This window comes from Acinetobacter modestus (assembly GCF_014636095.1).
Classification (GTDB): Bacteria; Pseudomonadota; Gammaproteobacteria; order Pseudomonadales; family Moraxellaceae; genus Acinetobacter; species Acinetobacter modestus.
The window spans coordinates 74,796-98,562 of record NZ_BMDV01000001.1; the positions used below are offsets into that span (position 1 = coordinate 74,796).

Below are 23,767 nucleotides of genomic sequence, written 5' to 3' on the forward strand. Positions count from 1 at the left end.
CTAATGTAACATTGAATGTATACCCTAAACCAATTGAAAATTTATGCTTACTTTACTCGTTTAACATTCTTTAATATATATTTTATTAACCAAAGGCAATATACCAAACCTTCCTTCAACTATATCGTTCCATGTGTCATCCTCTTTGAGCTTATCCAGTATATAAAACTCAACTATTTTATTTCCAATCTTATATAGGTCTCTATACTTAATTTCTGTTTCTTTATTTGTAAAATCAACTCCACCAAATATTTCTCGCTCCTCATTATCTAATTTTATTGTGGTCACTTTATTAGCTTCCATGAAGGGATTTTCTTCATTTAATCCTATTATAGTGCCACTAACAACATATGTTTCAATATTTCCATTCTCGATATTTCCCCACCATTCATCAGAGCCAAATAACCCATAATTACCTTTCAATCCTGCTGTACTACTTTCATCAAGAGTAGTCTCTTGTGCGCCATCAATCCAATCTTGATTCACCAATAAATACTCTTTAAGGTTATAAACTAACTTATAACCACTCTCAACTAACTGAGACTCTTTAATCATTGTGATTTCAACCTTATTTCTGGCATTCTTGGGACAGGTCTCGAACCAATAATCCGACATTAATATATGTCATAGCTACACCATTTTGACTACCTAAGCCTATATTGATTGCCCCTGTTTTATTATAAAAATATGGATTTCCCACACCTTCTAACTTAAACAAAGCATTTGTTTTTGTCCAATCTGCTACTGTTGATGAAGATCGTAAACCAAGTAAATATTTAGTTGAACTTTGGGCTGCTACTCCCATTGTATATAAGCTTGTTAGGGTGAAATAAAAGTTTCATGTGAGACTTTCAATTTACGATTTGTTTGTAAGAATTGTGCTTCAGGTACCAATATTGTTTGATAAACCATTTCATAGTTTTGGTTTCTTAGATATTGCTGAGTTAAAATATTAGAAAATTGTGCAGCAGCTGGCCTGTTAAATGTTTAATTCATCAAATAGCCGACAACAGTCCCTACCAAAGTATTCAAAAATATATTTATAAAAATCTACCGACTCTTATAGAAGGTTATTATTTAAAACCTAATAAAACTGACTCGAATCTAACATCTGTAAAGTAATCTTTTTTACTTCATCACGACTTTGCATGATATGTGCTTCAATTGCCTGAATGGCTTCATCTACTTTACGATTAAAAATATAACCCAGTATTTTCTGATGCTCCTGATAAGTAGCTTCAACACGATAATCTTTAGAGAAGTCTAAACGACGAATAATACGAATTCGCTCACTCAAATCACGATGAATTCTCGCCATTTCATTATTTCCAGAGGCACGAACTAAAGCGCAATGGAAATCTTCATCTTGTTGTGAAAGTTGTTTAATGTCTTTTAGGTATTGATGAGGTTCAACCAGCCATAAATCTTTTAAAACAGATAATTCAACCGAGTTTTGATGATCAATCTGGCAAAGTTTACGAATGGAATCTTTTTCTAATACGATCCGCACATCATAAAGTTCTTCATAATAACGAAAATTGAGCGGTCGGATTTGCCAACCGCTACGAAAACTCACATCAACATAACCCTCTTGTTGTAAACGATATAGTGCTTGTCGAATTGGGGTGCGACTTACATTATAAGCTTTTGCAACTTCAGATTCAGTGAAACGTTCACCTGGCATCAGTTTGAAATCAAAGATATCATTCTTGATGCGTTGGTAAACCAGCTCAGACAAATTGTCTGAGCTTTTTGTTGTTTTTATTTTGGTTTCTTTCATGCAACCTTGCCTTATTCCATATAAACCAGTGGTTCACCACTATGTACGGTTTGCCCTGCTCTACAAATAATGGCTTTTACAATGCCATTCTCTTCTGCATAAACAGGAAGTTCCATTTTCATTGCTTCAATAATAGCAACAGTTTCGCCTTTTTTAACCTCTTGACCATGTTCAACAAAAATTTTCCAGATATTACCTGTCATCGATGCATTTAATGATGCTAAATGACTGTAATCAGCATGGTTATTTTCTTGAATCTGTTCTTCGGGTTGCGCCGCGAACTCCTCTTTCCAGCGATCTACCTCAGTCGTAAATGCTTGTTGTTGCTTAGCTCTAAACTCAGCAATACTTTCAGCTTCATCATTTAAGAATTGTACATAATCCGCATAATCGAACTCTGTTTCTTCAATCTTGATCTGCGCACGACCATTTTCAAAGTCAGCACGCCATTGATTCAATTCCTCTTCTGTCACTTCAAAATATTTGATTTGATCAAAGAATTTTAAAAACCATTGCTTATCACCAAATTGTTTGTTTTTCTTAAACTTATTCCAAATTGGTAGTGTACGCCCAATTAATTGATAGCCGCCCGGTGAATCCATGCCGTAGATACACATGTACATACCACCAATTCCAACAGTTCCTTCAGCGGTAAAGGTACGAGCTGGATTATATTTAGAACTGAGTAAACGATGGCGTGGATCAATTGGCACAGCACAAGGTGCAGTTAAATACACATCACCCAAGCCAAGAATTAAATAGTTTGCATCAAAAATAATATCTTTAACTTCATTTCGATCTGCCAAACCATTAATGCGTTGGATAAAGTCAACGTTATTTGGTAGCCACGGAGCTTTAGAGCAAACACTTTCTTGATAGCGTTCAACTGCGCCTAAAGTGGCACTGTCTTCAAATGCCATCGGCAAATGTACGATACGAGATGGGATTTTTAATTGGCTCAAATCGCCCATCTCTTCTTCGAGTTGAAGTAATTGATCAATCAATTGTGATTGTGGAATTACTAAACCATCGTATTTAATCTGTAGTGAACGAACACCCGGTGACAGTTCCAATACGCCTGCAATTTTTGTATCACGAATCATTTGAATCAGCTGATGCACTCGTAAACGTAAAGCTAAATCTAAAACATTTTCGCCGTATTCTAAGAGGATATAACTATCACCTGCTTGGCGATACACTGTTTTTGGCGACAATTCAGTTGGTTCACGTTGTGCCAAAATCGTACTGACAACCTCTTGTATTGGCTCGATCGTTTCTACAACTTTACTTGCTTCCGCGAAGTTTTGGATATTTTCAATTTGCTGACGTTCAAGTTCATTGGCTTGTTCAACACTAATAGGATAAAAGCGAATTTTATCATCGGCTTTAAGTTGTCCCACTTTCCAAAGTTCTGCTTTGGCAATCGTCACAGGACAAACGAAACCGCCTAAACTTGGACCATCTTTTGCCAGAATCACAGGGAAATCGCCTGTGAAGTTAATTGCACCGATCGCATACTCACAGTCATGTACATTGGATGGATGTAAACCTGCCTCACCACCATTTTCTCTTGCCCAGCTTGGCGTTGGTCCTGATAAACGCACGCCTAAACGATTTGAGTTAAAGTGAACTGTCCACTCTGATGCAAAAAACTCTTCTACATATTCAGGTTTAAAGAAATCTGGTGCGCCGTGCGGGCCATATAACACTGCAATATTCCATTCACTATTATATTCAGGAATCAATTCAGCCGACAACGCTTGAGGTTCGTCATGTGCAAGTGGCAATTCTGCGCTCGCAAATGCTGGATCAACCATTTTAATCATGTCGCCGACACGTAAGGTACGACCTGCATGACCACCAAAATTACCAAGTGCAAAGGTAGAACGACTGCCCAAATAAACAGGAACATCCAAACCATTTCGTACTGCTAAATATGTACGGCAACCTGATTGAACTTGACCGATTTTTAGAATTTGTCCTGCTTTAACTTCAACAGGTTTCCAAAAATCAATTTCCTGATCATCTAACAACGCAGTACAGCTTGCACCCGCCAAAGCAATAATCGTATCTGTATGGAACTTTAAAGTCGGCCCAACTAAGGTAAACTCAAAACCTGCGGCTTTAACATCATTTCCAACAATACGATTGGCAAGCTGAAATGCATAATCATCCATTGGACCTGATGGCGGTACACCAATATCCCAGTAACCTGTACGACCCGGATAATCTTGAATTGAACTTAAAGTCCCTGCTTGAAGCACTTCAATCACGTTTGGCGTGTAGTTGAAATCATCCAACATTCTTGTCCAAATTTGCATAGATTCAAAGCGCTGATCTGAAACAATGGCACGTGCGTAATCTAAGTTTGTGTTGATACCGTTCAAGCGTGTTTCAGCCAACACGTTCTTTAATTTTTCAATAGCACTAGCACGATCATCAGCATGTACAATAATTTTAGCAATCATCGGGTCGAAGTATTGAGAAATCTCTGTGCCCGTTTTCACCCAAGTATCAACACGTGTACCTTCTGGAAATGCAACCTCTGTCAGCACACCGGGACTTGGTTGGAAATTTTTCACAGGGTCTTCGGCATAAATACGAACCTCAATCGCTGCGCCTTTAGGCTGCATATTGCTGAGATATGTCCAATCAAGTTCGTCACCAGCAGCCACTTTGAGCATACATTCAATTAAGTCTAGACCTGTCACCATTTCAGTGACTGGATGTTCAACCTGTAAACGCGTATTCACTTCAAGAAAATAAAACTCATCTCGATTGGCATCGTAAATAAATTCAACTGTTCCCGCACTTCGATAATTAACAGATTGACCTAACTCGACCGCTGCCTGATGTAGTTTTTTTCGTGTCGCCTCGGGTAAGTTTGCCGCTGGAGTTTCCTCTACCACCTTTTGGTTACGACGTTGCAAAGAGCAATCACGCTCACCAAAGGCAACGACTTGTCCTTTTCCATCACCAAAAATTTGTACTTCAACATGACGCGCTTTATCAATAAAGCATTCAATAAATACGCCTGCATCTTTGAAAAACTGTTCTCCCAAACGTTTTACACTTTCGTAAGCATCGGTCAAGGCTTGTGGCGTATCACAACGCGTCAAACCAATACCACCACCGCCAGCGGTACTTTTCAGCATAATTGGATAACCAATACGATCTGCCTCCGTAAGGGCTTCTTCTAGACTATCCAGCAATCCTGTTCCCGGAGTCATCGGCACATTGGCATCTGCGGCTAATTCACGAGCACGATGCTTTAAACCAAATTCCAGAATTTGCTCTGCTGTTGGCCCCATAAAGGCAATATTATTTTCTTCACAAGCACGAGCAAAATCAGCACTTTCAGAAAGAAAGCCATATCCCGGAAAGATTGCCTCCGCGCCAGTTTGTTTGGCCGCCTGAATTAATTTTTCAATACTCAAATAAGTATCGGCTGGCTTTAAACCATCGAATGCAATTGCAATATCAGCATCTTCAACATGTTGCGCATAACGATCACTATCCGAATACACAGCAACACTGGTTACACCTAATTTTTTAAGTGTGCGAATCGCTCGAACAGCAATTTCACCACGGTTTGCAATAAGTACAGTTTTAAACATGATGATTTCCCCAAATTAATTCGCTGTGTTTGCTGCTTGGCTGTTACGATGCTGGATATAGGCTCTCCATCCACTAAAATGACTAATATTCTCTGCATCATCTATGCCATAAGGCTCACAGATAAAACCTTTCACCCAGCGACCATCTTCTAACTCGACATTGCCCATCCCTAAAGGTGTCGGAATCTCTGCAACAAACTCTCCAAATCGAGCGGTTGGAACATCCCAAAGTTCTACAATGATGCATTGTCCATCTTGCTGCCGTGCTAAACCAGGTTTCGGCGGAACAGTACCGTTCAATGCATAAAGTGCATAATTTTTAGAGGTTTTGGTGGTTTCGATATGCACGGCATCACGTGTGGTAAGCTGAAAATTCAACGGCATACCAGTTAGATGAGCACCAACGACTGCAACGCGAATATGATGTTGCGAAATAGGCACAGCAGAACTTAAAGGTAGCTTTTTATCCAATGCCCCCAATTTCAGTGCAAGGTAGTTTTGCCAAGCTTTACCAAAATGAACTAATGCTGCATCGTGCCAAGCTGGCGCAATTAAAGTGATACCAAATGGTAAATGGTCAGCTCTAAACCCTGCTGGCAAAGCAAGCGCACTGAGATCGGCTAAATTGGTAAAATTTGTATATGTTCCCAAACGAGCATTATATTCAATCGGATTTTGTTCAAGCTGCTCAATGGTATAAATTGTAGGTGCAGTTGGAACAATTAAGGCATCAAAATCAGCCAATCTTTGTTGGATTTTTCGAGCTAAATCTTGTTTTAAATATTCTGCATTGTAAGCATCCACCGCTAAATATTTTTCGCCGTTTTTAATAATTTCGAATACCGTTGGATCAAAATCTTCAGTATTGCTTTTAAGTAAATCTTCAATGGCTGCGGTACGCTCTGCCACCCATGAACCTTGATATAGTTGCGCTGCCAGTTGCTCGAAATCTGCAAAATCAATTTTAGTAATTTCAGCATTTAATGATTCAAGTAGTTGGACATTTTGCTGAAAAACTTTTTCTGATTGCTCATCACCAAAGAAATTTAGTTTTTCTGGAATGGCAAATTTTAATTTGCTAGAGAAATGCGCTGGAACATTCTTTGGATGCTTACGTGAATAACTATCCAACGGATCATATGCTTCTAAAATATTTGCAACCAAGTCTGCATCTGCAACGGTTAAAGCAAAGATCGAAATACAATCTAGACTTTTACATGCAGGCAATAAACCACGATTTGAAAACCGCCCTTTGGTTGGTTTGAGCCCCACAATATTGTTAAACGCTGCGGGCACACGTCCTGAACCTGCGGTGTCTGTACCTAATGCAAATGGGACAAATCCACGCGCAACCACGCTTGCTGAACCGGAACTTGATCCACCGCTGATATATTCAGAATTAAAAGTATTTGCAACAGCACCATATGGAGAGCGAGTTCCCACTAAACCTGTTGCAAACTGATCAAGATTAGTTTTGCCAATTACGATTGCACCCGCTTGCTTCAATAAACGTACTGTTTCAGCATCTTGTACTGCAACTGTCGTTAAAGCTTTACAAGCTGCAGTAGTTACAAACCCTGCAACATCAATATTATCTTTTACAGCAAATGGAACACCGTAGAGTGGAAATTGTTTTTCTAAACTTTCAGCTTCTTTGCTTAATTCATTGAGAACTTGAATTTGTTGTTCAATCTGTTCTACCGTCGCAATTGAAATCCATGCATTGTCTTGAGGATCAATTAATGCAACTAAATCTTTTAAAGTATTGAGTTGGATTTCATTTTTCGAATAAGCTGTTTGCCACTCTGAAATTGTCCAACCTAAAGTTTTTATTTCATGCATTTTATGAATCCCATCTTGTATACAAGTTTGAATTTTAAAATGCAGAATCCATGCCAATTTATTTTATATATTTAAATCAGATGTTTATATTATTTTATAGATATACTGTTTTTTCTAATTTTCATCTTGGTGCTTAAAAGGCTTTGTTTTAATGCAAATGCTCCATGATTTAGCAAATAGCATTTTTTGTTTATCAAAAGTTGCTCAAATTCATATTTAATCAATTATTCTTATAATTTATTGTTTTATTTTTAGATAGCTCGATAACGCCTCAAACTCTGATTCTAAAGTTTGAATAGCTTGTTGTTCCATTGCTCTATATTTTTTTAATACCATTTGCCCTAGCTCTGTTACTAATGCACCGCCACCGTGCGTACCACCAGTTTGTGTTTCAACAAGCTGTGAATGAAAACATTGATTCATGGTATCTACAAGTTGCCAAGCACGACGATAACTCATATTCATCGATTTTGCAGCTTGAGAAATTGAGCCTGTACGTTGAATTGCTTCGAGTAATTCAGCTTTACCCGGACCAAAAGCAATTTGCTCCTCAGCTAAGATTCGGACATGTAATTTTAAACGTGGTTTGGACATCAACTTATACTCAAAGATTTGATGATGCGCTACACATCATCAAATCGAAACATTCACAATTAAAAATGAATCACTGTACGAATCGACTTACCTTCGTGCATTAGATCAAAAGCGTCATTAATTTCTTCTAACGGCATGGTATGGGTCACAAATGGCGCAAGTTGGATTTCACCGTTCATTGCATCTTCAACCATTTTTGGTAATTGAGAACGCCCTTTTACCCCACCAAAAGCAGTTCCCATCCATTTACGACCTGTCACCAATTGGAATGGGCGAGTTGAAATTTCCTGTCCTGCACCAGCAACGCCAATAATCACTGATTGTCCCCAACCGCGATGTGCGCATTCTAGTGCAGAGCGCATGACATTAGTATTTCCAATGCATTCAAAAGAATGATCAACACCCCAACCTGTCATTTCAACAATTACTTGCTGAATCGGTTGCTCATAATCTTTTGGATTTAAAAAGTCAGTTGCACCAAATTGTTTTGCCAATTCAAATTTTTCAGGATTGGTATCAACCACAATAATACGTCCAGCTTTAGCTTGGCGTGCGCCTTGCACAACGGCAAGACCAATCCCCCCCAAACCAAATACCGCAACACTATCGCCTTCTTGAACTTTAGCAGTGTTATGTACTGCACCAATACCAGTCGTTACACCACAACCAAGCAAACAGACTTGTTCAGGATTTGCTTCGGGATTGATTTTTGCTAAAGATACTTCAGCAACAACGGTATATTCACTAAAAGTTGAACAACCCATATAATGATAAACTGGTTGACCATTATAAGAGAAGCGCGTTGTACCATCTGGCATTACGCCTTTACCCTGAGTTGCACGAACCGCAACACATAAATTGGTTTTACCTGATTTACAAAATAAACATTCTTTACACTCTGCGGTATAAAGTGGAATGACATGATCACCCACGGCAACACTCGTAACACCTTCACCTACTTGAACTACGATACCAGCTCCTTCATGTCCGAGAACTGCTGGAAAAACACCTTCGGGATCATCACCAGATAAAGTAAATGCGTCGGTATGGCATACACCTGTATGGGTAATTTTAATCAGGACTTCACCAGCTTTTGGTGGTTCAACATCAAGCTCTACAATCTGTAATGGTTCACCTGCGGCAAAAGCAACGGCTGCACGAGATTTCATACCTTCATCCTTATAGTCATGTTTTATGTTTGTGTAACAGTTAACTGATTTTATGCTGATATTCAACATCTTCAAGTAGATGTAGTGCTATCTTTACATAAGTAGACAACATTTCACGATAAAAATGATAAAGAATCTATACTACCTTAAAACGATATCGATTGTTATGGTATTGAGTTTAAGTGCCTGTGCTTTGCCGCCTAATCAAAATCCTAAACGGAGCGATGCTTTGCCAGTGAAAACAAAGTGGATGAATGATCCTCAAGCTGATCTCAATATTAAACAGGGTTTGACTGCCTTTTTAGCGCTTGATGATGCTTTTCTCAGCATTGCTTCTCGTATCCACTTGATTCGAAATGCTAAATATCAGATTGATTTACAATATTATATTTGGAAAGATGATGCGATTGGCAATCTCATGTTGCATGAGTTACTGAATGCTGCCGACAGAGGCGTAAAAATTCGATTACTCATTGATGATCAGAATGGCATCAAACTAGATAAAACTTTGAGAGCACTCTCACAGCATCCAAACTTTGAAATTAGAATTTTTAATCCTTATAAATTTAGACATCTTAGAGTCATAGATTATCTATTCCGATTAAACAAAATTAATCATCGTATGCACAATAAACTGCTGATCGCCGATGATGCAATTGCCATTACAGGTGGACGCAATATCAGTAGTGAGTATTTTGAAGCCAGTAACTATTTTCAATTTAGTGATATGGATATTTTATTCTATGGCAGCGCGGTTGATCATGCAGAACAAAGCTTTAAAGAATTTTGGGATAATGATTTAAGTTATTCAACCACACAATTGATCGGTATTGGGCAACCTGAACAGCTTGAGCAACTTAGACAAAAATTTGAACAACTTGATCAGAGCAATACTTGGACAGAAAATAAACTTGAATCTGCACAAGACTTTTTAAAAGAACGCCTTCAACATTATCCTATTCAATGGGCTAAGGCACATTTTGTTGCCGATCATCCCAATAAGATTTTAGGTCAGGCAAAGGATCAAGAATTGATTTCATTTCAAATGCTCAAAATCTTAGGTAAGCCCGAACAGCATATGGAACTGGTTTCTGCTTATTTTGTTCCGACACAACGTGGAACAGAATATTTAAGCCAACTTTCGAACAATGGGATTAAAGTTCGTGTACTAACAAATAGTTTAGTTGCAAATGACGTTGCTGTCGTTCATTCGTTTTATAGTAAATATCGTAAACCACTCTTGCAAAATGGAGTTCAGCTTTACGAATTTAAACCCAATATTGAACGAACAAAGCGAACATGGTACGAAATCGCAACAGGTAGTGTGATCCCCGTAAAAGGTAAAAATCGTTCGAGTTTACATGCCAAGTTTTTTGATGTAGATGGTAAGGTTTTTATTGGTTCATTTAATTTTGATCCAAGATCAGCTTATTTAAACACTGAAGTCGGTTTAGTGGTTGAATCTGATCAACTACAAAATCAAATTACTGCATTACTTGATCAACACTTACTTCAAGTTGCTTATCAACTTAAACTTGACTCAAATGGCAATATCGTTTGGTATGAACATAAACAAAATGGCGAAATCGTAAAACATTACCGTGATCCTGAAAGTACTAATTTTCAAAGATTCAGTACCAAGTTTGTTTCCTATTTTCCAATTGAATGGATGATGTAATATATTGATCAATCTATTCTGATTGACTAAATTGACAAGTTATTCACAACTAAAAACTATTTTATTTAAGTCTATATATGCTAATTATTATATGAATAAACAATAACAAGGATAAAACGATGATTTCAGAAAAAGATTGGAAAAACATCCAACAAGTATTCAAAGCAGCACAAAAGGCTTCCCTACATTCCTCGATTGCAACAGTCGATCAATTTGGTCAGCCCTCAATTACACCTATCGGCACAGTTTTTTTAAATACGGATCAAACAGGTTACTTTTTTGATACTTTCACAGAAAAATTAAGTACTAATTTAGGTCAAAACTCAAAAGCATGTATTCAAGCAATCAATAGCAGTAAGTGGTTTTGGTTAAGCTCACTCATTCAAGGTAGCTTCACAGATTATCCTGGTGTACGCTTATATGTAGAGATCGGAGACCTACGCCCTGCAAATAGAGAAGAACTATTTTCTATAGATCGCCGTATTCAACCATTACAGTGGACAAAAGGAAGTCAACTTATCTGGTCTGAGTTTACACATGTTCGTGACATCAAAATTAATGACTTTCGCTGGATTAAATATCCAAAAATGATGGAGCATTTAATTTAACTCAAACTCATTTCGAATAAACATAGCCCTTCTATTTCCAATGGCATCTTGATCTCTTGAAAAGATGCCTGACTAAACGCATCCAAGTGCTCTTGTTTATTCATATAGAGTTGATTATTTTGCATTGCATGGGGCGCGCACAAATGATCACAAACTAGATAGATGCCATTAGGATTCAACAACGTTCTGATGATCTTATGAAAATTAGCTGCATATTGTTTATGTCGAAGTTCATGTAGAGCTTGATGGATGATAATAAAATCATATTTTCGATCTAAAGGATTTTGCCAATTAGGTTCTTTAAAGTTTCCAACAAAATATTTTGTTCGTGATTGTTCTGAGCTATTCAATTTTTCTTGTGCGAGCTGATGCATCACTTCAGAAAAATCAAACGCCGTATATTCGATATGATCTAATTGCGACAACAAATGTTGAGCTAGAAAACCTGGACCAGAACCTAATTCCAATATATGACATGGATCAGAACGATTAGTTTTCATCAACTCTACATAATAATCAAAAAAATCTTTTCGCCATGGGCGTTTTATATTCGCCGTTTCTTGCCATTCCAAAGCATCTTCGTAGTTTCTTAAATCAATTGGACTAGATACATCATTCATGTAATTCCCCTATTTTTTATATATTTAAAGCAACCCAATAGTTTGAAAAAATTGTTTATAAGCATCCGCTTTTTTATCTAATGCCAACGGATATGCTCGTGAGGATGATGGTAAGCGGTACAAATTCAGCTCACAATTGGCATAATTCACTTCTACTGATTGCCCAATCATTGGTTTGTTTATTTGTTCAGGAAAATGCTGCATCAAAGTATCAGTTGCTTTATCTCCTGTGGTCATAATCGTATGACACATCGGAATTTGCCCAAGCAATTGTGATAAATCAGTTGCCGTAACAATTTCTAAAAATTTATCAGAAGCATTGCCTTGCAGTCGTTTCACTTGATAAGCAGTATCAAATATTGCTACTCCAATCTCTGTGAGAAAATCACGAATTTGTTGTTCTTTAAAACGCTTATTTGGTAAATCCAAGAAGTGATCTTTATCTTCGAAAAAAATGAGCCCAAATATACGCCACATATCATTTTGGTAGTTTGGATAGTAAAAATCCATTTTCCATCGATTCTGAGGTGGTGGAAAACTACCTAACATCAGTAGTTTGGCATTATGTGGTAAAAATGGTTGTAATGGGTGAGTTTCTATTTCTATATCAGTCATTTATATACAGAACCAATTTTAAAATTGAGTACAAATTTTTCATTATTTTATAGAATTTTCAAGTTTCTTGCTTAGCTCTTTTTATGCTCAAAAAAACAATCTTCACAAAATTTCCGCAAAATATTCTCAATATCTTTTCTTTGATTGAGTTTTGATAGGTCAAAGTAAAAAGCACCGCCAATAACTACTGTATTGGCTGGGCTTCCCAATTTAATTTTTTGTTCAAATTAAAGTTATGTATTCCTCTGAAGTTTGCACCTTAGCAAACACATTATTTAATATTTGGTTATGATAGCTGATCATTTCCCCAGCATTTAAAATCGCTGAATCAAATGTAATGTGTGCATCAGAGGCTAAAACGACTTTATAGCCATACTCAGAGGCTATTCTAACAGTTGTGTCAATACAATACTCTGTTTTCATTCCTGTAATTAAGACTTCATCAACAAACAGTTTGTCTAATAATTCTTTTAAAAAAGTATTTTTAAAACAACTTGGGTACTTCTTCTCAATGACTAAATCTTTAATTGGATCAAATTGTAAATCATCAATTAATTGAGTATTCATGCATTCTGGATCTAAAGGTGTACCTTGTACCTCTCTCGCCAACATGGCGAATAAATATAATAGGCATTTCATTTAAGCGCTGATGTTCAATAAGCCTATTGATGTTTGAAAGGATGAGTTTAGCGGTGTGCGGATTCACATTTCCCTTAAATAGCCCATTTTGCATATCAATTACGAGTAAAGCCGATTTTGATTTAAAACTTTGTTTATCCATTTTCTTTCTCTTAAAAATGCAATAATCAGCCGAGAAAAAATTAACCCAGCCATTATTGACTGGGTTTGGTTATCTTATTAAGTTAAGTCAAATTAATAAAAAATCCTACACAGCCTTTTTTGAGGTTGTGGTGGTCGTATTTGTTTTATTTAACAAACTATTCATTAAATTCAACTTGATCATAGTTTCGATACATTTAACCTATCATAGCTTTATCTAATAAATAAAGCATTTTATCTTTGTAAATTTTAACTTTTGATAAACTTTAGATTAATTTAATGTGCTGTAATCTGTTCCACAACTTAATGATTACCATGCTATCGTAAGGATCATATTTAGAGTAATGTTAGGTTTTTCCTAAAAACCTCAGTATCTTCATAACCTTTGGTTGTTTCTAACGATTCATTTTCATCATTTGATGGAACTACCTCAGACTCATACAAACTTCTAGGTATGTTTGAAGTTTTAAAGAGATAGTACAACTCTTGGCATTTTTGGATTATCTCTCTAGTGCTAATACCTTCATTCTCAGCCCTAATTGTTTCTTGATAAACAGAAATGAAGTCATTTATCGAAACTTTACTCATATCAACTATAGATCTATAGAGAACAAACGTACCTATCTTTTCGCATTTAGTTTTTATTAAAGATTGGCTCACTACACGAGACCAACCAACAAAATCTAATCGAATAATTGAAACGCCTTCCAAAATTACAAAATATCTTTGAATTTTATGTTCTGCTTGACCCGATGAGCCAAACAAGGTTTTTACATATTCCGACAGTATAGTAGTTACCGTTTCTGTCTTACTTTCATGAACAAATCCCTTGATTGAGTATTTGATGACATTACTAATAGAGTTTTCATCTTCAGCCTTATAAGCCTTGGTGTGATAAGTAAATGATTGTATGCAATGTATAGGAAACGATTTATCACTTCCATAACCGGCTGAAAGTAAATCACTTTTTATCTTTTCGGCATAGTATTCAGCTTTTGCATCTGCGAGAGCAATCAAAGTATCCAAATGTGCATTACATTCTTCCTTTAAATCCCCTGCGATATCTTGTTTAATTAATGCTTTAGTTAAATATCCCAATTTAATAGTCCTCAGTATTTTTTATTAATAAAAAATCGTTTATTAAGACTTATACAAAATAAAAAAATAAGCAATATATTTCAAATATTTATTTAATATTATTTAAATTAAGATAAAGAATATATTAACTTTAATTGCTAAATGATGGTCATTGAATATTCTTATTTTCAACAAGTTCTAAAATGAAATGTAGTTTTAGCTTAGCTTGTTCTTATTGTAGAATTTTTTGTTTTTCTTTCGTTGCTTTTAATTCTTTTAAAATTACTCAAATTTGCTTAGGCTATTTGAATTTCACTAAAATATTTTATGTCGATTTATGAATATTGATTGTCTTTTTCTGCTATGCAAACAACAAAATAATAAATCAGGATGAACTTTTAAAACCATTCAATGGAAATTTTCAGCTTATTCATCTATCTCACTTTTAATAAGACTCCATTTTTCAAAAAAGTCTTTAAAAATGGTCATTATTCAAACTCACAGATAGATTATAAATCGCTGAAATGTAGGAGTTTTTCCAAATGATTAAAGATGATTATGACTTTGACTATCTCATTATTGGTTCAGGATTTGGAGGAAGTGTCTCAGCACATCGACTTTCAGAAAAAGGATATTCCGTCGCAGTGATGGAAATGGGAAAACGCTGGGAAGCGAAAGATTTTCCTAAAACCAATTGGAATACCCCAAAATGGATCTGGCGCCCTGCTATAAATTTCTTTGGATTTTTTAATTTACATATTTTTAGGCATGTTGCAATTATCTGTGGCAATGCTGTCGGCGGTGGCTCTATCACCTATGCCAATACATTATTAGTTCCTCCTGATAGTGTATGGAGTGAAGGTACTTGGGGGAAAATCCCACACTTAAAAGAAGATATGCCTCAATATTTTGCTGAAGCAGAAAGAATGTTGGGGGTAACGGACAATAAAATATTTGGACCTGCTGATCATATGCTCAAGAAAATGGGAGATGCTGTTGGTGTTGGGCATACCTTTAGACCAACACGAGTTGCAACCTTCTTCCCCCCTCAAGGTGAACAAGGCGGTAAAACCTATCCCGATCCTTATTTCGATGGAAAAGGTCCAGATCGCGCAACCTGTACTGCTTGTGGCGGTTGTATGACGGGCTGTAAACATAATGCTAAAAATACCCTAGATAAAAACTATTTATATTTTGCTGAAAAACAAGGCGCGAAAGTTTTTGCTGAAACAAAGGTCATTGATATTCGCCCTCTAAACAATAAAGTCGATGGAAGTGATGGCTATACTGTGACCACGATTAATTCAACTCAATGGGGACATCGAAATAAGCGAGTTTGGCAGGTTAAAAACGTCATTTTTTCAGCTTCATCTCTTGGAACACAAGAATTGTTGCTACGTCTCAAAGATAATAAAACTTTACCCAACATTTCCAAGCAATTAGGTACGCAAGTCAGAACCAATGCTGAGTCCATTTTAGGCGTTCGTTTCTTTGATCAGCATGTCGATATGAGTCAAGGTGTAGCAATCGGTTCAAGCATTTATCTTGATCATAATACTCATATCGAAGCAACTCGCTATCAACAAGGTTCAGATGGAATGGGTTTGCTTACAACTCACCTCGTCGGTGGAAAACCAGGTTTTTCACGCATTTTGTTATGGTTATGGGCATTGATCTGCCATCCGCTAATCTTCTTGAAAATGAATAATCCTTTTGGTTTTGCAAAACAGACACTTATTTTTTTAGTCATGCAAACGGTTGATGCATCAATTCAAATGAGATTAAAAAGAAACTGGTGGTGGCCTTTTAGCAAAACATTGTCTTCACACGGTCAGCCCTTACCTGTTTATATTCCGCAGGCAAATGCCTTTACTGAAAAAGTTGCCAAAATGTTTAATGGGCATCCTATGACAACCAAAACTGAAATACTATTTAATATTCCCTTTACCGCACATTGCATGGGTGGCTGCGCTATGGCAACTTCGGCTGAAGAAGGTGTGATCGATGCACAAAATCGCGTGTTTAATTATAAAAATATGTACATCATTGATGGTGCAATGCTAGGCGCAAATTTAGGTGTGAACCCAAGTTTAACCATTACCGCCTTAGCAGAACGTGCAATGTCGTTTATACCACCTAAAAATTAAGAGTATTCTTTTCTCAGATATTTTCAATATAGACATGGTGCAATATAAATTGCACCATTTAAAAACAGCCTTATAGAAAAATTTAAATAGACTTCTCAGTTATAAGTTTTGATATTTTTTTGATAAATCGTTGGTGCAATACCAACAAAAAACTTAAATGAGCGAGAAAAATTAGAAGCAGATGCATAACCCAACTCCTCAGCTATTTCAATCATACTTTTATTAGAAGAAATCAACATCTGTTTAGCTTTATCAATAATGACCGTGTTTTTTAATTCCTGATATGAGGTCTCCTTCTCTTTTAAATTCCGTTGCAATGTTTTACTCGAAATATTCAATAATTTTGCACAGTCTTCTAGACTCGGAATTTCAGAAGAGTTTAAAAATAGTTGTTTGAGCCAAACCACCAAATCAATATTGTTCTTAATCTCATATATTTGTTCCTGACACTTTAGTTCAATCGCTTTACGTGTTCCTTCATCAGCTAGACGTAGCTTTTGTTTAATCAGTTTTTCACTCAATTGCACTCTAAGGCTTGGTTTTTTCAAAGTATTAAAGTGAAATTTCACTTTGCTTAGATGTGCATACCGATAGCCATGTAACGGCTCATTGATTGACATAAAAATATGATATGGCAATAACCTATTCTCAACCAACTCATGAATCGTACAATGCAAAGCGACCGCAATCGCCTCAAGATGGAAGTTTAGAGATAAAGTATCTATTTGAATCACAGGCTCACAAATCAATTCCATTGATTGATCGGTATGATAAAAATATGAAAGTTTAAAACTAGGGATAATCAAAGAAAAATATTTAGAAATATAAATCAGTGCTTGCTCTAAGTTTTCACTAGTTAGAATCGCATAGCCAACTAAGCTATGCGAACTCACTTTTAAAGAATGTCCTAATTCAAATGCTAAATCATAATTACGTGGAAACTTTAGACAAAATGAAATGAATTTTTCAACCTGTTCTTGGTTCATTTTCATGTCAGGTGAGCTTAGGTATTTTTTTAGATCAATATTTATTTCAGATAATATTTCTTCAGTCGTAATATTTCTCGATTCTAATATATCAAGTATCTTGAAATAATATCTTGCTGGGATATATGGGATTTGATTATTCATTTTTGTAATTTCTTTATAGATCAACGGCAAGGTTTTGTTCTTGCCGCTTCTTTCTACTTTAGATTTCAACCATCTCAAAATCTGCTTTAGATACCCCGCAGTCTGGACATGTCCAACTCTCAGGAATATCTTCCCACGCAGTGCCTGCATTGATGCCATCTTCTGGCAGACCTAGAGATTGATCATAAATCCATCCACATACGATACATTGATATTTTTTCATGTTTAGAGCGCCTCAGTTGCTTGAGCTTGAAAATATTGATTATATTTTTGCAGAACAGTTTCTTTCGCTGGCTCATAGACATTAATCTTATCAATATCCCCTTGGTAATAATTAATCACCTGCTTATCCATAATACTAAACCAATATGAGGGTATAAACACTTGTAAAAATAAGCTTGTGTATCCTGCTGGCAATTGCGGTACATTTTCATAATGACGTAATGCTTGATAACTACGTGTTGGATAAGCATGGTGATCTGAATGACGCTGTAATTGATACAACAAAATATTGCTGAATAAGCTGTTATTGTTCCAACTATGGACAGGCATGGTTCTCTCATAACGACCATTTTCTAGCTTTTGTCGTTTTAACCCATAATGCTCCATATAGTTAACCGCTTCAAATAGCGTAATTCCATAAAGTGATTGCGTGATTTGGGTCGGAATAATATTTTTGCCAAACGCTTTGAGCATTAACCCATGATAAGCGGCAGACATTGCCCAGCCCTGTAGCAGCTCATTGTATATTGACCAAAAAGATAGGCCCTTTCTCTCTAACCGTCTGGTTTCAATTTCAATTGCCGATTTAAAACTACCACTGACTGTTCTCGGCCAAAACTTCCAAAAAGACTCACCAAATTGTGATGAAGCTGGGTCTTCTGGTGTTGCAACACGCAAATGATGCCCATAAGGATGTTCAATGCGAAAGTGATTGTAACCTGTGGGTGCTAAACACAAATGCGATAAATAGTGTTGTAACTTTCCAGATTTATGACTTAACTCATGTGCGGTATTAATTGCGACGCCATTCACTAAACCCAGTGTTGTTCCAATCAGAATACGATCAGAGAGTGGTGTCGAATCCCGACTGGCAATATAGTTGCCATAAATATTTGCAGTATATTGTAATGGGATATAAAGATTCACAATTTTTGCATAATAAGAGTCTGCTTCTAATTCAGCTATTGCCTCTTCAGGAGGGTTCTCTGAGTCTTCACCTAGAAATTTATCAATAAGTGGAATCAGACCATGAAGTGCAATTGGCCCTGCGGCTGCAAAAAACTTCTTGGTACGCTTCGGCCCAAATTGATAGCCTAACATCGCAGCATTTGCAATATTTGGAATAACGAGACCTAACATCCATAACTTTCTTTTTTTATCTTTAAACTTTGGAACATTAGTTTCGATCTGATGAATAGCATTCATATAGCAACCTCACAAATTTATCTTTGGTTGGTACTATGATTCAATATTCTTTAGATGGTGAATTTCCAATTTAAGACAAAGACTATTCTTAAAAAGACAAAATAGTTTTTGTAATGCACATTCAGGAATACGTTTTTATTCTAATCTAACCTTAATTCTACAGCTCTTTATTTAACTAACATTTTATTAAATATTGATTTTATATAATCAAGCCACATCTATTTCATGTGACTTAATTGATGATACGATCCCAATCGCTTGATGCCTATCGTTCGGCCCACAAACGATGTACAAACATACCTAACAGCATTGCACCAATAAAATACCAAGCTTGAGAATAACCTAATCCGATCAATGTAATGGCTGGTGCTGGGCAAATACCAGCAATTCCCCAACCCACTCCAAAAAGACTCGAACCAAGAATTAACTTTTTATCAATATGGGTATTCATTGGTAATGATATTTCCTCACCAAAGATCGTTTTCGGATTTCGAATCGCTTTTTGGAATGGAATAATTGCCACAATGATTGCACCCATCATGACGAACATTAAACTTATATCCCATTGTCCAAAAATATCAAGAAAACCTAAAACTTTTTCAGGATTAGACATTCCTGAAACCAGCAAGCCTAGCGCAAACAAGCTACCAAATACAAAAGCAAGTGCATTCTTCATAGCGCAGCTCCAAAGATATGACGAATAACATATACAGTTATTATTCCAGCTAACATGAATGTAACTGTAGCAATCATGGAGCGTATAGATAGGCGGCTGATCCCGCAGATCCCATGCCCACTTGTACAACCTGAACCCAAACGAGTACCAAAACCAACCAATAAACCAGCAATAATCAATCCAATTGGAGATGATTTAATAACAATGTCTGGTGTTACAAAGATCTGGTATATAAATGGCGTGATCAGTAACCCCAATAAGAACCACATAGCCGAGCTTCGAACCAATAGCTTGGGTTGTAATAATTGAGACAGTAATCCACTAATACCTGTAATGCGACCATTCACATATAAATAGCCAACGACTGCAAGCCCTAAAATTCCACCACCGATTAAAGCAGAAATAATGCTAGACATAATTGATCCGCAAAAACATTATATATTTTTATATTATATTATTAAGTATAATAATTAAAGCGCTTTATTGTTACAGAATTTCCATTCAAATTCAGCCAATGCTCACTTAACAAATCAAATAGAAAAATCATTTACAATATAATTTAGCTTGCGTAATTTTCTGCTTTTTAAATTTCAGAAAAATGCTGATTTTTCACCATATTTGTCGCATTAAAACATACAAAGGCTTGTTTTTCTTGGGTCTTATAAGGTATTGATATATTTTTAATGATACCAATTTCACCATCTCAACGATGGTTCCAAGAAAAGATGATTTTTCACAATACCACAGTCGAAGACTGGCTTGCTTGAACGCATTGCGGAATGCTTCTACAGCAAGACTTGGAGGATAATCTTCTTCTTGCATACTCATTTTCATGATTGTAAAAGCTGTCATTTAAGACTTCTCCGCATGGTTCTGCTTATACTTGAGCTAAGATAAATAACAAAATTTTCTATTTTAGCCTCGTAGACATTAGCGTACTAAATCTTCGATACCAATCAATTTAGGAAGCTTATCAATCAGTTTATTTAATTCTATATTTGCTGGTGAAATACAACCAGTATAGTGACTTAATTTCGTTGTTGTTCCATCTGGTCGAATCCAAACAAAATATGCACTCGGTTGATCAGTTGCTGTTTGCTGGCAGCCAGTTGTTTTAACGTTTGCACCTGTTTCTGGACGATAAGTTTTCAACTCCTGTTGTAATTTTTTATATACCGAAGGATCTATTGTTAACGTCTGAGTACCCGTCACTTTAGTATATTGCTTACCATTGAAATTCACTGTTCCAGAAGGTGAGATTTCTACCGAATAAATTGGACAAGCACCAAAACAAGGACTTGATGAATAACGTATCGTTTCCTGTACAGTGTTTGAAGTTTCTGATGGTGTAGATGCACATCCTACTAAAGAAAAAGCAAAAAGACTTAAGATTAATAATTTTTTCATTTGTTAACCAATTATAAATTATGTTTTTTTAATCTAACAAATCATCATTTTATTGTCATTCAGAATGATGTAAAAGTATAAAATAAAATTTACTTAGGCTATTTAAATCTAAAATTAAAGACAAATCTGTGATTGAAGAATTAACTGTGCAAGTTCTAAATCATCAGGATAAGTAATTTTAATATTGTCTGAACGACCTTGTACTACTTGTACAGGAAAATCAGCGTATTCTAATGCACTTGCTTCATCAGTAATCGTCATATGATCTATCAATGCTGTTTCAAGCGCATTTTTTAATATTTTTAATTTTGCGATCTGTGGCGTCTGTGCTTGCCACAACAGCTCGCGACTTACAGTTTTTTCAATCTGATGTTCAACACGCACTTGTTTTAAAGTATCACGTACTGGAATAGCCAAAATTGCACTTTGATTATGTTTTATTGCAGAATTAACCAATTGCTCTAAATTAGCGCGCGTAACGCAAGGACGGGCTGCATCATGCACCAATACCCAATCATTTTCATCCGCGATATCAGATAAGTAAATTAATGCATTGAGCACAGAATTTACTCGTTCGACTCCACCTAAACAAAAATGTAATTTCTCTTTATGATCAAAAGAAAGTGTTCTAGCAAAATTATCATTCTCACCGATTGCAAGTACACAACCAGCTAAATCTAGTGCATTTAATCGATTAACTGTATGCTCAAGCACAGTGCGATTTTGAATATATTGATATTGTTTTAATTCAGTTTTTGAAAAACGACTGCCTGAACCTGCGGCTGGAACAACCGCCCACAGCTTAGTCTGGGTTTTCATTTGTTGCTGCATCTATTTTTGCATTTGGATCAATATAAATCGGTTTATAATGCGTACTAATTGTGCTCATCTGCACAAAAGTTTCATTAGGTTTAACCAAACCTAAATCCAAACGTGCATGTTCTTCAATCGCTTCCGTTCCATTTTTTAAGTCGAAAACTTCGGCTGCTAAAATACGATTGCGCTCTTTAAGCTCCGTATTTACTTCTGCTTGTTGTTTAATCTGTTGAGTCAAGGCTTGATGAGGAAAATACCCTCCCTCACCTAGCCAGAATTGATACTGTAAACTTGTCACCAAAGCGATGACAAGCACTAGAATCAATTTACTCGAGGTCGATCGAAACATTTCTATCATGAAAAACTCCTACATCCTTCTTAAAAGAAGATTATCTGTAAATTCTATATGATTATGAATTTGCAGAGTTTCTCTCTTTTGTAAAGAACGATGATCAGAAGTGTTCAACATAGATAAATGACCTTAGTTTAGACCTTTGAATTCAGCTTTACCGCGGTAAACTGCTTTCGTTAATTCTTCAATACGAAGTAATTGGTTATATTTCGCTACACGGTCAGAACGGCATAGTGAACCCGTCTTGATTTGACCAGCTGCTGTACCTACTGCCAAGTCAGCAATTGTTGAATCTTCAGTTTCACCTGAACGGTGTGAGATTACAGTGCTATAACCATTCGCTTTCGCAAGATAGATTGCATCTAAAGTTTCAGTCAATGTACCAATCTGGTTGTATTTGATTAGAATCGAGTTACCGACTTTCTCATTAATACCACGTTGTAAAATTTTAGGATTAGTTACGAATAAATCGTCGCCAACCAATTGGATTTTGTCACCAAGGATTGATGTTAAGTAACTCCAACCTTCCCAGTCAGACTCATCAAGACCATCTTCAATTGAAATGATTGGATATTGGTTTACAAGACCAGCTAAATAATCAGAGAACTGGTTGCTTGTGAATGCTTTATTACCTTCACCTGCAAGAATATATTGACCATTTTTGTAAAATTCTGAAGATGCACAGTCAAGTGCTAACATAATGTCAGAACCCGCTTTGTAACCCGTTTGACCAATCGCTTCAAGAATAACAGTGATAGCTTCTTCATTTGAACGCAAGTTCGGAGCAAAACCACCTTCATCACCTACAGCAGTGTTTAAACCTTTTTTGTTTAAAACTGATTTTAGAGAATGGAAGATTTCAGCACCTGCACGTAATGCTTCAGAGAATGAAGTGAAACCAACTGGCTCAATCATGAACTCTTGAATATCAACGTTATTGTCTGCATGTGAACCACCATTAATGATGTTCATCATTGGCACAGGCATGCTCAAAGTTGTTTGACCACGCAAGTCTGCGATGTATTGGAAAAGAGGAATTTTCTTTTCAGTAGCAGCAGCGCGAGCAGCAGCCAAAGAAACAGCTAGAGTTGCGTTAGCACCTAATTTTTCTTTGTTTTCAGTACCATCAAGCTCGATCATCGTGTTATCGATGTCTTTTTGTTCAAATACTGATTTACCCACTAAAGCATCACGGATTAAAGTGTTTACGTTATTAACCGCATTTTTAACACCTTTACCTAAATAGCGTGCTTTGTCGCCATCACGAAGTTCTAAAGCTTCACGAGAACCAGTCGAAGCACCAGATGGTGCACATGCACGACCCACAACCCCAGATTCTAAAATAACGTCTGCTTCGATGGTTGGGTTACCACGAGAGTCCAAAATTTCACGTGCGCGGATGTCAACGATTTGGCTCATGAACAATTCCTC

The 23,767-nt window shown here is 36.3% G+C and carries 23 protein-coding genes and 1 pseudogene; 3 read left to right on the plus strand and 21 right to left on the minus strand.

Going from position 1 to position 23,767, the window contains the following annotated elements; translation table 11 throughout:
- Window positions 1–60: 60 nt before the first annotated feature.
- The 7 genes from IEV17_RS00365 to IEV17_RS00395 all read right to left on the minus strand — a co-directional run bounded on the left by IEV17_RS00365 (window position 61) and on the right by IEV17_RS00395 (window position 9,002).
- Window positions 61–555, minus strand: coding sequence for an immunity protein RhsI2 family protein (locus IEV17_RS00365; protein ID WP_004662207.1), 495 nt, complete (start codon window positions 553–555; stop codon window positions 61–63).
- Between the two features lie 13 nt (window positions 556–568).
- Complete coding sequence (locus tag IEV17_RS00370; RefSeq protein WP_004662209.1) at window positions 569–805, minus strand: hypothetical protein; 237 nt, start codon at window positions 803–805, stop codon at window positions 569–571.
- A gap of 279 nt (window positions 806–1,084) precedes the next feature.
- Window positions 1,085–1,780 (minus strand): GntR family transcriptional regulator, encoded by a 696-nt coding sequence (locus IEV17_RS00375; protein WP_004662211.1) that lies wholly within the window; start codon window positions 1,778–1,780, stop codon window positions 1,085–1,087.
- A gap of 11 nt (window positions 1,781–1,791) precedes the next feature.
- Window positions 1,792–5,397, minus strand: a complete 3,606-nt coding sequence (gene uca, locus IEV17_RS00380; RefSeq protein WP_004662212.1) for an urea carboxylase — start codon at window positions 5,395–5,397, stop codon at window positions 1,792–1,794.
- Window positions 5,398–5,412: 15 nt separating this feature from the next.
- Window positions 5,413–7,239: an allophanate hydrolase gene (gene atzF, locus IEV17_RS00385; protein WP_004662214.1), complete on the minus strand. Its 1,827-nt coding sequence runs from the start codon at window positions 7,237–7,239 to the stop codon at window positions 5,413–5,415.
- A 237-nt stretch (window positions 7,240–7,476) separates the two neighbouring features.
- Entirely contained in the window at window positions 7,477–7,833 is a 357-nt protein-coding gene (locus IEV17_RS00390; RefSeq protein ID WP_004662216.1) for a winged helix-turn-helix domain-containing protein, read from the minus strand.
- 59 nt (window positions 7,834–7,892) lie between these two features.
- A complete protein-coding gene (locus IEV17_RS00395) occupies window positions 7,893–9,002 on the minus strand; it encodes an S-(hydroxymethyl)glutathione dehydrogenase/class III alcohol dehydrogenase (RefSeq protein WP_004662218.1) in 1,110 nt (369 codons plus the stop codon).
- 166 nt (window positions 9,003–9,168) lie between these two features.
- Between IEV17_RS00395 and IEV17_RS00400 the strand changes: the two genes are divergently transcribed.
- The gene (locus tag IEV17_RS00400) at window positions 9,169–10,680 is read left to right on the plus strand and encodes a phospholipase D family protein (RefSeq protein WP_004662220.1); all 1,512 of its coding nucleotides are present in this window, start codon (window positions 9,169–9,171) and stop codon (window positions 10,678–10,680) included.
- 119 nt (window positions 10,681–10,799) lie between these two features.
- Window positions 10,800–11,288: a hypothetical protein gene (locus IEV17_RS00405; RefSeq protein WP_004662221.1), complete on the plus strand. Its 489-nt coding sequence runs from the start codon at window positions 10,800–10,802 to the stop codon at window positions 11,286–11,288.
- Here IEV17_RS00405 and IEV17_RS00410 read toward each other — a convergent pair.
- From IEV17_RS00410 to IEV17_RS00425, 4 genes and pseudogenes are all read right to left on the minus strand, one after another.
- Window positions 11,285–11,908 (minus strand): class I SAM-dependent methyltransferase, encoded by a 624-nt coding sequence (locus tag IEV17_RS00410; protein WP_004662223.1) that lies wholly within the window; start codon window positions 11,906–11,908, stop codon window positions 11,285–11,287. The two genes, IEV17_RS00405 and IEV17_RS00410, sit on opposite strands and share 4 nt — an antisense overlap.
- A 24-nt stretch (window positions 11,909–11,932) precedes the next feature.
- Window positions 11,933–12,523, minus strand: coding sequence for a uracil-DNA glycosylase family protein (locus IEV17_RS00415; protein ID WP_004662224.1), 591 nt, complete (start codon window positions 12,521–12,523; stop codon window positions 11,933–11,935).
- 222 nt (window positions 12,524–12,745) lie between these two features.
- Window positions 12,746–13,304, minus strand: a pseudogene (locus IEV17_RS00420) (cysteine hydrolase family protein).
- A 335-nt stretch (window positions 13,305–13,639) separates the two neighbouring features.
- The gene (locus tag IEV17_RS00425) at window positions 13,640–14,401 is read right to left on the minus strand and encodes a hypothetical protein (protein WP_004662229.1); all 762 of its coding nucleotides are present in this window, start codon (window positions 14,399–14,401) and stop codon (window positions 13,640–13,642) included.
- 521 nt (window positions 14,402–14,922) lie between these two features.
- Here IEV17_RS00425 and choxAB point away from each other — a divergent pair.
- Window positions 14,923–16,527, plus strand: a complete 1,605-nt coding sequence (choxAB, locus tag IEV17_RS00430; protein ID WP_004662231.1) for a cholesterol oxidase — start codon at window positions 14,923–14,925, stop codon at window positions 16,525–16,527.
- Window positions 16,528–16,622: 95 nt separating this feature from the next.
- Here choxAB and IEV17_RS00435 read toward each other — a convergent pair whose 3' ends face one another.
- From IEV17_RS00435 to eno, 10 genes are all read right to left on the minus strand, one after another.
- Window positions 16,623–17,726, minus strand: coding sequence for an AraC family transcriptional regulator (locus IEV17_RS00435; protein ID WP_227554442.1), 1,104 nt, complete (start codon window positions 17,724–17,726; stop codon window positions 16,623–16,625).
- On the minus strand, window positions 17,716–17,880 hold the full coding sequence (locus tag IEV17_RS00440; protein WP_004662235.1) for a rubredoxin: 165 nt from the start codon (window positions 17,878–17,880) through the stop codon (window positions 17,716–17,718). The genes IEV17_RS00435 and IEV17_RS00440 overlap by 11 nt, the downstream gene beginning before the upstream one ends.
- 2 nt (window positions 17,881–17,882) lie before the next feature.
- Window positions 17,883–19,085 (minus strand): alkane 1-monooxygenase, encoded by a 1,203-nt coding sequence (locus IEV17_RS00445; RefSeq protein WP_004662237.1) that lies wholly within the window; start codon window positions 19,083–19,085, stop codon window positions 17,883–17,885.
- 265 nt (window positions 19,086–19,350) lie between these two features.
- Window positions 19,351–19,761, minus strand: a complete 411-nt coding sequence (locus tag IEV17_RS00450; protein ID WP_004662238.1) for a DUF6691 family protein — start codon at window positions 19,759–19,761, stop codon at window positions 19,351–19,353.
- Window positions 19,758–20,177 (minus strand): YeeE/YedE family protein, encoded by a 420-nt coding sequence (locus IEV17_RS00455; protein WP_004662240.1) that lies wholly within the window; start codon window positions 20,175–20,177, stop codon window positions 19,758–19,760. The genes IEV17_RS00450 and IEV17_RS00455 overlap by 4 nt, the downstream gene beginning before the upstream one ends.
- Before the next feature lie 193 nt (window positions 20,178–20,370).
- Window positions 20,371–20,613, minus strand: a complete 243-nt coding sequence (locus IEV17_RS00460) for a hypothetical protein (RefSeq protein WP_004662242.1) — start codon at window positions 20,611–20,613, stop codon at window positions 20,371–20,373.
- A gap of 78 nt (window positions 20,614–20,691) precedes the next feature.
- A complete protein-coding gene (locus IEV17_RS00465) occupies window positions 20,692–21,168 on the minus strand; it encodes a DUF6438 domain-containing protein (RefSeq protein WP_004662244.1) in 477 nt (158 codons plus the stop codon).
- A 114-nt stretch (window positions 21,169–21,282) separates the two neighbouring features.
- Window positions 21,283–21,987, minus strand: coding sequence for a 2-C-methyl-D-erythritol 4-phosphate cytidylyltransferase (ispD, locus tag IEV17_RS00470; RefSeq protein WP_004662246.1), 705 nt, complete (start codon window positions 21,985–21,987; stop codon window positions 21,283–21,285).
- Complete coding sequence (gene ftsB / locus IEV17_RS00475; protein WP_004662248.1) at window positions 21,971–22,342, minus strand: cell division protein FtsB; 372 nt, start codon at window positions 22,340–22,342, stop codon at window positions 21,971–21,973. The genes ispD and ftsB overlap by 17 nt, the downstream gene beginning before the upstream one ends.
- A gap of 123 nt (window positions 22,343–22,465) precedes the next feature.
- Window positions 22,466–23,755, minus strand: coding sequence for a phosphopyruvate hydratase (eno, locus tag IEV17_RS00480; protein WP_004662250.1), 1,290 nt, complete (start codon window positions 23,753–23,755; stop codon window positions 22,466–22,468).
- Window positions 23,756–23,767: the final 12 nt, after the last annotated feature.